At 69.6% G+C, this 14,428-nt stretch carries 13 protein-coding genes and 1 riboswitch; of the genes, 11 read left to right on the forward strand and 2 right to left on the reverse strand.

From position 1 onward, the window contains the following. The first annotated feature begins 107 nt into the window (after nt 1-107). From clsA to AC5WRT_RS10285, 10 genes are all read left to right on the forward strand, one after another. A complete protein-coding gene (gene clsA, locus AC5WRT_RS10240) occupies nt 108-716 on the forward strand; it encodes a cardiolipin synthase ClsA (RefSeq protein ID WP_496092660.1) in 609 nt (202 codons plus the stop codon). Nucleotides 717-829: 113 nt separating this feature from the next. Continuing rightward, the gene (locus AC5WRT_RS10245) at nt 830-3,325 is read left to right on the forward strand and encodes a sugar phosphate nucleotidyltransferase (protein WP_496092661.1); all 2,496 of its coding nucleotides are present in this window, start codon (nt 830-832) and stop codon (nt 3,323-3,325) included. A gap of 158 nt (nt 3,326-3,483) precedes the next feature. After that, a complete protein-coding gene (locus tag AC5WRT_RS10250) occupies nt 3,484-4,392 on the forward strand; it encodes a DUF881 domain-containing protein (protein ID WP_496092662.1) in 909 nt (302 codons plus the stop codon). After that, on the forward strand, nt 4,389-4,721 hold the full coding sequence (locus AC5WRT_RS10255; RefSeq protein WP_003988855.1) for a small basic family protein: 333 nt from the start codon (nt 4,389-4,391) through the stop codon (nt 4,719-4,721). The genes AC5WRT_RS10250 and AC5WRT_RS10255 overlap by 4 nt, the downstream gene beginning before the upstream one ends. Before the next feature lie 5 nt (nt 4,722-4,726). After that, nucleotides 4,727-5,575, forward strand: coding sequence for a DUF881 domain-containing protein (locus AC5WRT_RS10260; protein WP_496100135.1), 849 nt, complete (start codon nt 4,727-4,729; stop codon nt 5,573-5,575). Nucleotides 5,576-5,765: 190 nt separating this feature from the next. Then, the gene (locus AC5WRT_RS10265) at nt 5,766-6,593 is read left to right on the forward strand and encodes a double zinc ribbon and FHA domain-containing protein (RefSeq protein WP_496092664.1); all 828 of its coding nucleotides are present in this window, start codon (nt 5,766-5,768) and stop codon (nt 6,591-6,593) included. Between the two features lie 45 nt (nt 6,594-6,638). Beyond that, the gene (gene ftsR, locus AC5WRT_RS10270; RefSeq protein WP_496092665.1) at nt 6,639-7,373 is read left to right on the forward strand and encodes a transcriptional regulator FtsR; all 735 of its coding nucleotides are present in this window, start codon (nt 6,639-6,641) and stop codon (nt 7,371-7,373) included. A gap of 85 nt (nt 7,374-7,458) precedes the next feature. Beyond that, nucleotides 7,459-7,932 carry a bifunctional nuclease family protein gene (locus AC5WRT_RS10275; RefSeq protein WP_004934251.1) on the forward strand — a complete coding sequence of 158 codons (474 nt, stop codon included), beginning with the start codon at nt 7,459-7,461 and terminating at the stop codon, nt 7,930-7,932. Nucleotides 7,933-8,186: 254 nt separating this feature from the next. After that, entirely contained in the window at nt 8,187-8,831 is a 645-nt protein-coding gene (locus tag AC5WRT_RS10280) for a MerR family transcriptional regulator (RefSeq protein WP_496092666.1), read from the forward strand. 64 nt (nt 8,832-8,895) lie between these two features. Beyond that, entirely contained in the window at nt 8,896-10,380 is a 1,485-nt protein-coding gene (locus AC5WRT_RS10285; protein ID WP_496100136.1) for a DNA polymerase IV, read from the forward strand. Here the strand turns inward: AC5WRT_RS10285 and AC5WRT_RS10290 are convergent. Next, nucleotides 10,302-10,673 (reverse strand): PRC-barrel domain-containing protein, encoded by a 372-nt coding sequence (locus tag AC5WRT_RS10290; protein ID WP_496092668.1) that lies wholly within the window; start codon nt 10,671-10,673, stop codon nt 10,302-10,304. The two genes, AC5WRT_RS10285 and AC5WRT_RS10290, sit on opposite strands and share 79 nt — an antisense overlap. 119 nt (nt 10,674-10,792) lie before the next feature. Then, nucleotides 10,793-10,888: riboswitch (glycine riboswitch) on the forward strand. Between the two features lie 168 nt (nt 10,889-11,056). Here AC5WRT_RS10290 and gcvP point away from each other — a divergent pair. Beyond that, nucleotides 11,057-13,942: an aminomethyl-transferring glycine dehydrogenase gene (gene gcvP / locus AC5WRT_RS10295; RefSeq protein ID WP_496100137.1), complete on the forward strand. Its 2,886-nt coding sequence runs from the start codon at nt 11,057-11,059 to the stop codon at nt 13,940-13,942. A gap of 61 nt (nt 13,943-14,003) precedes the next feature. Here gcvP and AC5WRT_RS10300 read toward each other — a convergent pair whose 3' ends face one another. After that, nucleotides 14,004-14,423, reverse strand: a complete 420-nt coding sequence (locus AC5WRT_RS10300; protein WP_496092670.1) for a TOBE domain-containing protein — start codon at nt 14,421-14,423, stop codon at nt 14,004-14,006. Between the last annotated feature and the right edge of the window lie 5 nt (nt 14,424-14,428).

Consider the following 14,428-nt stretch of genomic DNA (forward strand, 5'->3'; position numbering starts at 1 on the left):
TCCTTTTAGAGCTCCGGCTCCTGGGCACTGCCCAGGAGCCGGAGCTTTTTTGCGTTGATGTAAGGTCAGGGAGCATCGTTGGCTCATTTCGCACAGGAGGCCCCCGGGTGGAGGTCCAGGAGACACGTGTCCAGACGGACCGGGTCCTCACCATCCCCAACATCCTCAGCATGGCGCGGCTCGTCGGCGTACCGCTCTTCCTGTGGCTGATCCTCAGGCCCGAGTTCGGAGGACCGAAGAGCGACGGCTGGGCTCTCCTCGTGCTGGCGTTGAGCGGAGTCAGTGACTACCTGGACGGCAAGCTCGCCCGGCGCTGGAACCAGATCAGCAGTCTCGGCCGGCTTCTCGATCCCGCCGCCGACCGGCTCTACGTTCTTTCCACACTGGTCGGTCTCACCTGGCGGGAGATCCTGCCGCTCTGGCTGACCGGCCTCCTGCTCGCGCGAGAACTGATGCTTCTGGTGATGGTGGGCGTCCTTCGCCGGCACGGGTATCCGCCGCCACAGGTGAACTTCCTCGGGAAGTCGGCCACGTTCTGCCTGATGTATGCCTTCCCGTTGTTGCTCCTCAGCGACGGCAGCGGTTGGATCGCGTCACTCGCTGCCATTTTCGGATGGGCGTTCGCCGGGTGGGGTACAACCCTGTATTGGTGGGCAGGAGTGCTCTACGTGGTACAGGTCCGCCGTTTGGTTCGGGCGGACGCCATGGCCGATTGAGCTCGGCGATTGTCCAGACTTACGCCACGATGGCCCGCCGTGGAAAAGTGCGGGACAATCTGGACGGGTGAAGTCGGCTAGACCGTCGTCTCTTGGAGGAGGACGCTTCCGACATGAAGGCCGTCGTGATGGCCGGGGGCGAAGGCACCCGCCTGCGCCCCATGACCTCTAGTATGCCCAAGCCGCTCCTGCCTGTGGCCAACCGCCCGATCATGGAGCATGTGCTACGGCTGCTCAAAAGGCACGGGCTCACCGAGACCGTCGTCACCGTTCAGTTCCTGGCATCGCTCGTCAAGAACTACTTCGGCGACGGCGAAGAGCTCGGAATGGACCTCACCTATGCCAATGAGGAGAAGCCACTCGGAACCGCCGGAAGCGTCAAGAACGCCGAAGAGGCGTTGAAGGACGATGCCTTCCTCGTCATCTCCGGTGATGCCCTGACCGACTTCGACCTCACGGAGCTGATCAATTTCCACAAGGAGAAGGGCGCGCTGGTCACGGTCTGTCTGACCCGGGTGCCCAATCCGCTCGAGTTCGGCATCACCATCGTCGACGAGGAAGGCAAGGTCGAGCGTTTCCTGGAGAAGCCCACCTGGGGGCAGGTCTTCTCCGATACCGTCAACACGGGCATCTATGTCATGGAGCCCGAGGTGTTCAACTACGTCGAACCCGATGTTCCCGTCGACTGGTCCGGTGACGTCTTCCCGCAGTTGATGAAGGAAGGCAAGCCGATCTACGGCTACGTCGCCGAGGGTTACTGGGAGGACGTCGGCACCCACGAGAGCTATGTGAAGGCCCAGGCCGACGTGCTCGAGGGCAAGGTCGACGTCGACATCGACGGCTTCGAGATCTCGCCCGGTGTCTGGGTGGCGGAGGGCGCCGAGGTGCATCCCGACGCCGTACTGCGCGGACCGCTGTACATCGGCGACTACGCGAAGGTGGAGGCCGGAGCGGAGATCCGGGAGCACACGGTCGTCGGCTCGAACGTCGTGGTCAAGAGCGGCGCCTTTCTGCACAAGGCGGTGGTGCACGACAACGTCTACGTCGGGCAGCACAGCAATCTGCGGGGCTGCGTCGTCGGCAAGAACACCGACATCATGCGTGCCGCACGGATCGAGGACGGCGCGGTCATCGGTGACGAGTGCCTGATAGGCGAGGAATCGATCGTCCAGGGCAACGTCCGGGTCTATCCCTTCAAGACCATCGAGGCAGGCGCCTTCGTCAACACGTCGGTCATCTGGGAGTCCAGGGGACAGGCGCATCTGTTCGGCGCGCGCGGGGTGTCCGGCATCCTGAACGTGGAGATCACGCCGGAGCTGGCCGTGCGGCTGGCCGGCGCCTATGCGACCACCCTCAAGAAGGGCTCCACGGTCACCACGGCCCGCGACCACTCCCGAGGCGCTCGTGCGTTGAAGCGGGCGGTCATCTCCGCGCTCCAGGCCAGCGCCATCGACGTACGCGACCTGGAGAACGTGCCGCTGCCCGTGGCCCGGCAGCAGACCGCGCGCGGCAGCGCCGGCGGCATCATGATCCGGACCTCGCCGGGTGTCCCGGACTCGGTCGACATCATGTTCTTCGACGGCAACGGCGCCGACCTGTCGCAGGGCAGCCAGCGCAAGCTGGACCGGGTGTTCGCGCGGCAGGAGTACCGGCGGGCGTTCCCCGGCGAGATCGGCGACCTGTACTTCCCGGCGAGTGTCTTCGACTCGTACACCGGATCGCTGCTGCGGAACGTCGACACGACCGGGATCGCCGAGTCGGGCCTGAAGGTCGTCGTCGACGCCTCCAACGGCAGCGCCGGCCTCGTGCTGCCCAGCCTGCTGGGCAAGCTCGGCGTGGACTCCCTGACCATCAATCCCGGTCTCGACGAGTCCCGCCCCACCGAGACGGGCGAGATGCGGCGCAACGGCCTGGTCCGGCTGGGCGAGATAGTGGCTTCCTCGGGGGCCGCGTTCGGCGTCCGGTTCGATCCCGTGGGCGAGCGGCTGTCGCTCGTCGACGAGAAGGGCCGGATCATCGAGGACGACCGCGCGCTGCTGGTGATGCTGGACCTGGTGGCCGCCGAGCGGCGCAGCGGGAGGGTGGCGCTGCCGGTGACCACGACCCGGATCGCCGAGCAGGTCGCCGCCTACCACGGCACCCAGGTCGAGTGGACGACCACTTCCCCCGACGACCTCACGCGCGTGGGCGGCGAGGAAGGCACCATCTTCGGCGGCGACGGCAAGGGCGGATTCATCGTCCCCGAGTTCAGCAGCGTCTACGACGGCACGGCCGCGTTCGTACGCCTCATCGGCCTGGTGGCACGCACGCAGCTCACCCTCAGCCAGATCGACGCGCGGATCCCGCGGGCGCACGTCCTCAAGCGGGACCTGGCCACGCCGTGGGCCGTCAAGGGCCTGGTCATGCGGCGGGTGGTGGAGGCCGCCGGGGATCGTTTCGTCGACACGACCGACGGCGTGCGGGTGGTGGAGACGGACGGTCGCTGGGTGATGGTGCTGCCCGACCCGGCGGAGGCCGTCACCCATCTCTGGGCCGAGGGCCCCGACGACGCCTCGGCCCAGGCACTGCTGGACGAGTGGTCGGCCGTCGTGGACAGCGCCGGGAGGTAGTGGAGGGCAGCGCCGACAGATGGGCGAGCGGGGCGCGGCCGGTAGGGCAGGACCCACGCACGCGCGCGTGCCGGACTAGTGTCCCCCAAGGGGGGCCTGTCCGGCACGCCGGTGGGGTCATTCGGAGTAATCGCACGCGACATGCGACGATGTGCGGCATGCCGCAGCAACCCCCCGTTCGGAGCAGCCCCACGCGGCCCCGGCGCCCGGACGCCTCCATGTCGTTGATCACCAACGTCATGGACCACAGCCTCGACGACGGCTACGCCGAGGCCGCCGCCCGGAAGAAGTCCCTTGGCGAGTGCGGCCTGCCCAAGACGCTCAGGGCGAAGCTGGGCCTCGCTGCCGGCCTCGTCCTCGCAGCGCTGGTGGTGACCGTCGGGGCGGCGCAGACGCGGGCAGCGGCTCCCGTGGTGGCCAAGGAGCGCCAGGAACTGATCGACCGCGTCGACAGCGAGACAGCGAACGCGGACAAGCTGGAGGCTACCGTCGACAAGCTCCGCGACGACGTCAGCGCGCGGCAGCGGGCGGCACTGAAGTCGAGCGGCGGCAGCGCGCAGGCGGACCTGGTGGGGGTCCTGTCGGGCGCCACCGCGGTTCACGGTCCCGGCGTCAAGCTGGTGGTCGACGATGCCAAGGAGGCCAGCACCGGCGGTGACGGCACCAATCCGCGGGAGACATCGGGGTTCTCCGACACCGGCCGGGTGCGTGACCGGGACATGCAGCGCGTGGTCAACGGGCTGTGGGCGTCCGGCGCGGAGGCGGTCTCGATCAACGGGCAGCGGCTGACCGCCCTGTCCGCGATCAGGGCCGCCGGGGACGCGATACTGGTCGACAACAGGCCGCTGGTGCCGCCGTACACGGTGCTGGCGGTAGGGGACGGGGAACGGCTCAGCACCGCGTTCCAGAACAGCGCCGACGGTCTGTACCTGCACGCCCTGGAGCAGAACTTCGGCATCCGCGCCACCATCTCCACTCAGGGCGACCTGCGGTTGCCCGCCGCACCGAGCGTGATCGTACGTACAGCACAGCCGAGCACCGAGAAGACTGAGAAGGGCACATCGTGATCGCCGTACTGGGCCTCGTCGTGGGAGTCGTGGCCGGCCTGTTGGTCCGGCCCGAGGTTCCGGCGGTCGTCGAGCCTTATCTGCCCATCGCCGTCGTCGCGGCACTGGACGCCGTGTTCGGCGGTCTGCGGGCCATGCTGGACGGGATCTTCGACGACAAGGTCTTCGTGGTGTCGTTCCTGTCGAACGTGGTCGTCGCCGCGCTGATCGTGTTCCTCGGCGACAAGCTGGGCGTGGGCGCGCAGCTGTCCACGGGCGTCGTGGTGGTCCTCGGTATCCGGATCTTCTCCAACGCCGCGGCGATCCGGCGGCACGTGTTCCGGGCGTGACAGCGATGAGCGAGCAGAACGAGCGCAGCGAGCAGCCGGAGCGGCCGGAGAACAGGCTCCGCAAGGAACTCCCCGAGGAGGTGCCCGCAAGGGCTCCTGAGCCGGCCCCCGAGGAGCAGGCGGGGGAGGCGCCGACCGGTCGGCAGCGGCTGGTCAAGAGCCTGTGGCCGCCGCGTTTCACCCGGGCCCAACTCATCGTCGCCCTGCTCCTGTTCGGGCTCGGCTTCGGGCTGGCGGTGCAGGTGGCCTCCAACAGCGACACCGACAGCGCGCTGCGCGGGGCACGTCAGGAGGACCTCGTGCGCATCCTCGATGAACTGGATTCGCGTACTCAGCGTCTTGAGGACGAGAAGCAGGGACTCGAGAAGCAGCGCCAGGAGCTGCAGAGCAGCTCCGACCGGGCCGCGGCGGCGCGCAGGCAGACAGCCGAGAAGGAGAGGCAACTCGGCATCCTGGCTGGCACCGTGGCCGCTCAGGGTCCCGGCATCACGATGACGGTCGAGGACACGAAGGGGACGGTCAAGGCTGACATGCTGCTCGACGCGATCCAGGAGCTGCGCGCGGCCGGTGCGGAGGCGATCCAGGTCAACGGGGTCCGCGTGGTCGCGGACACCTATTTCACCGATTCCGGCAACGGCGTGGGCGTCGACGGGAACAAGATCACCGCCCCCTATCGTTTCAAGGTCATCGGCAAGCCGCAGGACCTGGAGCCGGCGCTGAACATCCCGGGAGGCGTGGTGCAGACCCTGGAGAAGGAGCAGGCCACGGTCACGGTCCAGCAGTCGGGCAAGATCGTCGTGGACGCCTTGCGACAGGCGAAGCGGCCTGACTACGCTCGGTCGTCCTCCCAGTGAACCTGCGGTGCATGGGGGACGTCCGGCAGGGGCATGAGGTTGCGGGGGGTCGGCGCACCGAAGGCGTGGTGCGTGGTGGAAACTGTCTGGTGGTTACGGACGTTGTGAGAATGTCCGGCTCGGCCGGTGTAGGCAATCAGGGTTCGTCCTGCCCCACGGGCGGGTCTGTTTCGGTCAAGGGGAATCGCCCGTGAAGTTGTTTGCGAAGTTGTTCGGCAAGAGCGCGCGAGAGGGCAGCGACAACGCGACCGCTCGGCACCGCGCGCAGCCTGACGCGGAGGGCCAGCGCCCGCTGTTCCGGGACCAGGTCGCTGGTCCGGGCGGTGGCATTTCCGGAGGTCAGAGCGGGACGTCGGTTGACCCTGCGCAGTCCGGCGGCATAGGTTTCGGGCAACCGTCAGCCTCAGGTGCGGGTGGAGGGTACGCCCCCGGTCCGTACGCGTCCAACGCCCCGGCGGGGCAGCCGCAGGAGGATCCGTCCATGTCGGTCCTGGTGTGTACGAGGTGCGGTAACCGCAACGCGCAGAACGCCCGCTTCTGCTCCAACTGCGGTGCGCCGCTGCGCCCGGGGGTGGCGCCGGAGCGCGCGTCCGAGACGACGTCCACGATCTCGATCTCCGGTCTTGAGGCGTACGACGCCGAGGTCACCGGTCAGACCCAGATGCCGATGCTGTCGCCGGAGGCGCAGGCCGCGGTGGACGCGCTGCCGCGCGGCTCGGCGCTGCTGGTGGTGCGCCGCGGCCCGAACTCGGGCAGCCGCTTCCTGCTGGACAGCGATCTGACCACGGCCGGCCGTCATCCGCAGAGCGACATCTTCCTGGACGACGTCACGGTCTCGCGTCGGCACGTGGAGTTCCGCCGCTCCCCGGACGGCTCGTTCACCGTGGCCGACGTCGGCAGCCTGAACGGCACGTACGTCAACCGCGAGCGGATCGACCAGGTCGCGCTGGCGAACGGCGACGAGGTGCAGATCGGCAAGTACCGGTTGGTGTTCTACGCGAGCCGGCAGGGCATCTGACCCGCCCCCGGACCGGTGTCCGGGGGAAACCCCCAGGGAAGGTCCATGCTTCAAACACCGAGCGGCGGTGCCGGAAGCGGTACCGCCGCCAGGGACAGCGGGCTGATGAGCATCGGCACGGTGCTGAACGTGCTGCGCGACGAGTTCCCCGAAGTCACCGTCTCCAAGATCCGCTTCCTGGAGTCGGAGGGGCTCATCGAGCCGCAGCGGAGCCCCTCGGGGTACCGCAAGTTCAGCGCCAGGGACGTCGAGCGCCTGGCGCATGTGCTGAGGATGCAGCGGGACCACTATCTGCCGCTGAAGGTGATCCGCGAGCACCTGGACGCCATGGAGCGCGGGGAGGCCGTCCAGTTGCCCGTCGTCGGCCGTCAGCGCATCGGCGAGGACGTTCCGGAGCCGTCCGCGCCCACGGTGGCCCGGGTGGGCAGGGCCGAGCTGATGGCCGCGGCGGAGATCGACGAGGGCGACCTGAAGGAGTGGGAGTCGTACGGGCTCATCGCTCCGCTGGACGACGGGACGTACGAGGCCGAGGCGGTCACCGTGGCCTCGCTCGTCGCCGAACTGGGCCGGTTCGGTATCGAGCCACGCCACCTTCGGGTGATGAAGGCCGCCGCGGACCGCGAGGCCGGGCTCGTGGAGCAGGTGATGGCCCCGCTCAAGCGTCACCGCAACCCGCAGACCAGGGCGCACGCCGAGGCCCGTACGAAGGAGCTGGCGGCGCTGACGGTGAAACTGCACGCTGCGCTCGTGCAGACCGCGCTCGGGGTGCGGCTGCCCTGAACACCGTGGGCAGCCGGCGGCCGGATCGGCCACCTGTTCCCGGCCCGACTACCCAAACGTCCCGAGCACGGCCTAGGGTTGCTGTGTGAACGAGCTCGATGTCGTAGGTGTCCGGGTCGAAATGCCCTCCAACCAACCGATCGTGCTCCTGCGCGAAGTGGGAGGCGACCGTTACCTCCCCATCTGGATCGGGCCGGGAGAGGCGACGGCGATCGCTTTCGCCCAGCAGGGCATGGCCCCTGCGAGGCCGCTGACCCACGATCTGTTCAAGGACGTGCTGGAGGCCGTCGGCCAGGAGCTGACCGAGGTACGCATCACCGACCTGCGGGAAGGCGTCTTCTACGCGGAGCTGGTCTTCGCCAGCGGGGTCGAGGTCAGCGCCCGTCCCTCCGATGCCATAGCGCTGGCCCTGCGCACCGGAACGCCGATCTACGGCAGCGACACGGTGCTGGACGACGCCGGCATCGCCATCCCGGACGAGCAGGAGGACGAGGTGGAGAAGTTCCGCGAGTTCCTGGACCAGATCTCCCCCGAGGACTTCGGTACGAGCAACCAGTGATCGCGGACGGTCGGCGGGCGCCGAACCGGACACGGTGAGGCGCCGCCGGCCACGCCGTGTCCGGGCACTTGCCAACGGCCTGTGAGGCCGTCCTGCACGGTCCCCCGAGCGCATTCGGCTAGCCTTTCCCCGCGGTGGGGCACGGGAAACCACTCCTAGGGTGATTATCACTCGGCGTGCCGAGTGTGGCGATCGTTGACGCACCCGTGGTGACTGCCTACCGTCGTGAGGGCAGGTCAAGGACGGAGGTCGGCGTGAGAACCAGCGGCGACGGTACGGCTGGGGGTGCTCCCGTGCGTGGTTTCGGGGAGAACGGGCCGTACCCGGTTCACAGCAGCGCGGTGGATCACGCTCCGCAGCGGCCGACGGTCGTGCCGAACGGCGGAGGGGCGGCTTCCATGACGTCGGAGCAGATCGGCTATCGCGGGCCGACGGCCTGCGCGGCCGCGGGCATCACCTACCGGCAGCTCGACTACTGGGCACGCACCGGGCTGGTCGAGCCGAGCGTTCGGCCCGCGTACGGGTCGGGGACGCAGCGGCTGTACAGCTTCCGGGACGTGGTCGTCCTGAAGATCGTCAAGCGGTTCCTGGACACCGGGGTCTCGCTGCAGAACATCCGCACGGCCGTGCAGCACCTCAGGGAACGCGGGTTTTGCGACCTGGAGCGGATGACGCTGATGAGCGACGGCGCCACGGTGTACGAGTGCACCTCGCCGGACGAGGTCCACGCCCTCCTCCAGGGCGGTCAGGGCATCTTCGGAATCGCCGTCGGCGTGGTGTGGCGGGACGTGGAAAGCGCGCTCTCCCAGCTGCACGGCGAGCGCATCGACACCGGCGAGACCCTTGTCGGGCAGAATCCCGCGGACGAGCTGGCACGGCGGCGCAACCGGGCGGTCTGAGCGCGGGCCCCAGCCGTCCTCCCGTACCACGGCATTGTCAGTGCCGTGGTGCAGCATCGGACATGTGAGAAACGCGCCCACGATCCTGCATCTCGACATGGATGCCTTCTACGCCTCGGTGGAGCAGGCATCCAAGCCGAGCCTGCGCGGGAAGGCGGTCGTCGTGGGCGGACTCGGGCCGCGCGGGGTGGTGGCCACCGCGTCGTACGAGGCGCGGGCGTTCGGGGTCCACTCGGCGATGCCCATGGCCCAGGCGCGTCGGCTCGCGCCCAACGCCGCGTATCTCGTGCCTCGCTTCAGCCTGTACCGGGAGATCAGCGAGCAGGTGATGGCACTGCTGCGTGGGCTGTCGCCGCTGGTGGAGCCGCTCAGCCTGGACGAGGCGTTCGTGGACCTGGAGGCCGGCGGGACGGCGTGCGACGAGGAATCGGCGCGGCTGGCCGGGACGAGGCTGCGCGCGGAAATCCGGGCGGTCACCGGGCTCACCGGATCGGTGGGGCTGGCCGCCTCCAAGATGCTGGCCAAGATCGCCTCCGAGCAGGCCAAGCCGGACGGGCTGGTGGTCATCGAGCCGGGGTCCGAGCGGGCGCTGCTGGGGCCGATGCCGGTGCGGACCCTGCCGGGGGTCGGGCCGGCCACCGGGGACCATCTGCGCAGGGCCGGGATCACCACGGTCGAGGAGCTGGCCGAGGCAGGCGAGGACGAGCTGGTACGGCTGCTGGGCAAGGCCCACGGGCAGGCCCTGTACGCCATGGCCCTGGCCCACGACGAGCGGCCCGTGGTGGCCGAGCGCGAGGCGAAGTCGGTGTCGGTCGAGGACACCTACGACGTGGACATCCACGACCGGCTGCGGATCGGGCTCGAGGTGCGACGGCTCGCCGACCGGTGCGTGGGGCGGCTGCGGGGAGCCGGGCTGTCCGGGCGGACGATCGTGCTGAAGGTGCGGCGGTACGACTTCTCGACCCTGACCCGGTCGGAGACGCTGCGGGGGCCGACCGACGATCCGGCGGTGGTGCGGGAGGCGGCCGCACGACTGCTGGACTCCGTGGACACCACGGGCGGGGTCCGCCTGCTGGGCGTGGGTGTCTCAGGGCTCGCCGACTACACGCAGGAGGACCTTTTCGCGCAGGCCATGCCGGTGCCCGCGGTCGAGGAGCCGGGGCGGGGCGAGGCCGAGACGGTGGTGGAGCGGGCGGAGCCGGAGGAGCGGTCGTGGCGGGCCGGGCAGGACGTGCGGCACGCGGAGTACGGGCACGGGTGGGTGCAGGGGAGCGGGCTGGGGCGGGTGACGGTGCGGTTCGAGACGCCGCTGTCCCCTCCGGGGCGGGTGCGGACGTTCTCCGTCGACGATCCCGTGCTGGAGTCCGCCGATCCGTTGCCGCTGGTCTCGGACTCGGCCCGTTCGCCCGCTCGAGCCGGTCCCTCGAGCAGTGAACGACACGGCGCTCCGCCCCGGGCACCGGGGAGGAGTCACGTCTCCTCAGAACCCGCCAGTTTGCCGAAGTCGTGGTCCGCTACGGACGGGGGTGAGGCCACGTCCAGGCCGTAGTGGTGGTAGAGCTGGAGTTCCTGTTCGGGGGAGAGGTGGCGGCCCACGCCGAAGTCGGGGGCGTCCTTGATCAGGGCGCGGTCGAAGGGGACGTGGAGGGAGCCGTCGATCAGCTCGCTCGGTTCCAGGGGGACGAATGCGTCGCGGGAGAACAGGCCGGTGCGTATGGCCGCCCACTCGGGGACGCCGGTCGCGTCGTCGAGGTAGACCTCGTCTATGGTGCCGATCTTGGCGCCATTGCGGTCGAACGCCTTGCAGCCGATCAGGTTACGCGGATCGATCTCGGTCAGCACGGTCCCTCTCCCTCCACTTGGTCGCGACTCATCCGTAAGCACTACAAAAGAGCACATTCAGGCAGGCGGCCACTCGAGGACCCCGGTGCGGACCCCGCTGGTAGGCTGACAGCGGCTGCTGACCCCGTGCGGGAGAGTCCTCCGACCCACCTCGGAGGCGCCGAAGGAGCAAATCCTCCCCGGAATCTCTCAGGCTCACGTACCGCACGGACGAGGTCACTCTGGAAAGCAGGGCGGGTGTCGACAGCACCGGCTCTCACCGACGGTGAAAGCCGGGGCATACCCGGTGAAGCTCTCAGGTTGAGATGACAGAGGGGGAGGCCGTCCGGGCACCCGTGCCGTGGTGCCCTTCGAAGGTCGCGTCAGACCAGGAGGCCTCCGCAATGACCGCCCACCGCATTCCGCTCTCGGAGCTCGAAGCGGGCATCCCGTTCGAGCAGCGCCACATCGGGCCCGACCAGGAGGCGCGGGCCAAGATGCTCGCGCACGTCGGATACGGCTCGCTGGACGAGCTGACCGCCGCAGCGGTCCCGGATGTGATCAAGAACGCCGGCGCCCTCGACCTGCCGGGCGCCCGCACCGAGGCCGAGGTGCTCGCCGAACTGCGCGCGCTCGCCGACCGCAACCAGGTCCTCGACTCCATGATCGGCCTGGGGTACTACGGGACGTTCACGCCGCCCGTCATCCTGCGCAACGTCATGGAGAACCCGGCCTGGTACACGGCCTACACGCCGTACCAGCCGGAGATCTCCCAGGGCCGGCTCGAAGCGCTGCTGAATTTCCAGACCACGGTCGCCGACCTCACCGGCCTGCCCACCTCCGGTGCCTCCCTCCTCGACGAGGGCACCGCCGCCGCCGAGGCCATGGCGCTGTCCCGGCGCATGGGCAAGAACAAGAAGGGCCTCTTCCTGGTCGACGCGGACACCCTGCCGCAGACCATCGCGGTCATCCAGACCCGTGCCGAACCGGCCGACGTCGAGGTCGTCGTCGCCGACCTCTCCGCGGGCATCCCGGCCGAGGTCGCCGCGCGCGAGATCAACGGCGTGCTGATCCAGTACCCGGGCGCCTCGGGTGCCGTACGGGACATCAAGCCGGTCATCGACCAGGCGCACCGGTTGGGCGCGCTCGTCACCGTCGCCGCCGACCTGCTCGCCCTGACCCTGCTGACCTCTCCGGGCGAGCTGGGCGCCGACATCGCCGTGGGCACCACCCAGCGCTTCGGCGTGCCGATGGGCTTCGGCGGTCCGCACGCCGGCTACATGGCCGTGCACGAGAAGTTCGCGCGCAGCCTCCCCGGCCGTCTCGTGGGCGTCTCCGTCGACGCCGATGGCAACAAGGCCTACCGCCTCGCGCTGCAGACCCGTGAGCAGCACATCCGCCGCGAGAAGGCCACCAGCAACATCTGCACCGCGCAGGTGCTGCTCGCCGTGATGGCCGGCATGTACGCCGTCTACCACGGTCCGGAAGGCCTCAGGACCATCGCCCGCCGCACGCACCGGTACGCCACCCTCCTCGCCGAGGGGCTGAAGGCCGGTGGCGTGGAGATCGTGCACGGTGCCTTCTTCGACACCCTCACCGCGCGTGTGCCCGGCAAGGCCGCCGAGGTCGTCGCCGCCGCCCGGGAGAACGGCGTCAACCTGCACCTGGCCGACGCCGACCACGTCTCGATCGCCTGCGACGAGACCACCAAGCGGGCCCAGCTCGCCGCCGTGTGGTCCGCCTTCGGCGTCGAGGCCGACATCGAGGCGCTGGACGCGACGGCGCAGGACACCCTCCCCGAGGCGCTGCTGCGCACCGACGCCTACCTCACCCACCCGGTCTTCCACCGGCACCGCTCCGAGACCGCGATGCTGCGCTACCTGCGCCGGCTCGCCGACCGCGACTACGCGCTCGACCGCGGCATGATCCCGCTGGGCTCCTGCACCATGAAGCTCAACGCGACCACCGAGATGGAGCCGGTCACCTGGCCCGAGTTCGGCCAGCTGCACCCGTTCGCCCCCGCCGAGCAGGCCGAGGGCTACCTCACGCTCATCCACGAGCTGGAGGAACGTCTCGCCGAGGTCACCGGCTACGACAAGGTGTCCCTGCAGCCGAACGCCGGTTCCCAGGGCGAGCTGGCCGGCCTGCTCGCCGTACGCGGCTACCACCGGGCCAACGGCGACGAGCAGCGCACCGTCTGTCTGATCCCGTCCTCCGCGCACGGCACCAACGCCGCCAGCGCCGTGATGGCCGGCATGAAGGTCGTCGTGGTCAGGACCGCCGAGGACGGCGAGATCGACGTCGAGGACCTTCGGGCGAAGATCGAGCAGTACCGCGACGAGCTGGCGGTGCTCATGATCACCTACCCGTCCACGCACGGTGTGTTCGAGGAGCACGTCGCCGACATCTGCGCGCAGGTCCACGAGGCCGGCGGCCAGGTGTACGTCGACGGCGCCAACCTCAACGCCCTGGTCGGCCTCGCCAAGCCGGGCCACTTCGGCGGTGACGTCTCGCACCTGAACCTGCACAAGACCTTCTGCATCCCGCACGGCGGCGGCGGCCCCGGTGTCGGCCCGGTCGCGGTCCGCTCGCACCTGGCGCCGTACCTGCCGAACCACCCGCTCCAGCCGGCCGCCGGCCCGGGGACCGGCGTCGGCCCCATCTCGGCGGCCCCGTGGGGCTCGGCGGGCATACTGCCCATCTCCTGGGCCTACGTCCGTCTGATGGGCGGCGAGGGCCTCAAGCGGGCCACCCAGGTGGCCGTGCTGTCGGCCAACTACATCGCCAAGCGCCTGGAGCCGCACTACCCGGTGCTCTACACCGGCCCCGGCGGCCTGGTCGCGCACGAGTGCATCATCGACCTGCGCCCGCTGACCAAGGCGACCGGCGTCAGCGTGGACGACGTGGCCAAGCGGCTGATCGACTACGGCTTCCACGCGCCGACCATGTCCTTCCCGGTGGCCGGCACGCTGATGATCGAGCCGACCGAGTCCGAGGACATCACCGAGCTTGACCGGTTCTGCGACGCGATGATCGCCATCCGCGCGGAGATCGAGAAGGTCGGCACGGGCGAGTGGCCGACGGAGGACAACCCGCTGCGGAACGCCCCGCACACCGCGGCCGCGCTCGGCGGTGAGTGGAAGCACGCCTACGGCCGCGAGGAGGCCGTCTTCCCGGCCGGTGTCTCGGCCGCCGACAAGTACTGGCCGTCGGTGCGCCGCATCGATCAGGCCTTCGGCGACCGCAACCTGGTCTGCTCCTGCCCGCCGCTGGACGCGTACGAGGACTGAGCGGGCGCTCCTCCGCACGGGCCCCGTCCGCACCACCACACCGGGCGGGGCCTTCGGCGTGTCATGCGGAGGCGAGGGACACCCCGGTCGCCTTGACGAGGGCCACCACGTCCGAGCCCACGAAGAGGCCGAGGTCGGCGACCGCGTCCTTGGTGATCGCCGCGGTCAGTTCGCCGCCGTCGACGGAGATGTGCACCGTTGCCATGACGGTGCCCGTCCTGAGGCCGGTGACCGCGCCGGGAAGCTGGTTGCGGATCGACAGGCCCTCCACCCGACGGGCGGCCACGGAGACCTCGGTCGACTTCACCAGGGCGCGGACGGACGAGCCGGGGGAGAGGGCCAGCTCCTCGGCGGATTCCTTGGTGATCGCCGCCACGAGATGCTGGCCGCCCTCCAGACGGAGCTTGACGATGGCCATCGCCTCGCCCGGGTGGACCTCGGTGACGGTGCCGGGAAGCTGGTTGCGGATGCTCAGGGTCATGGACA

This window comes from Streptomyces sp. NTD91 (genome assembly GCF_059510455.1).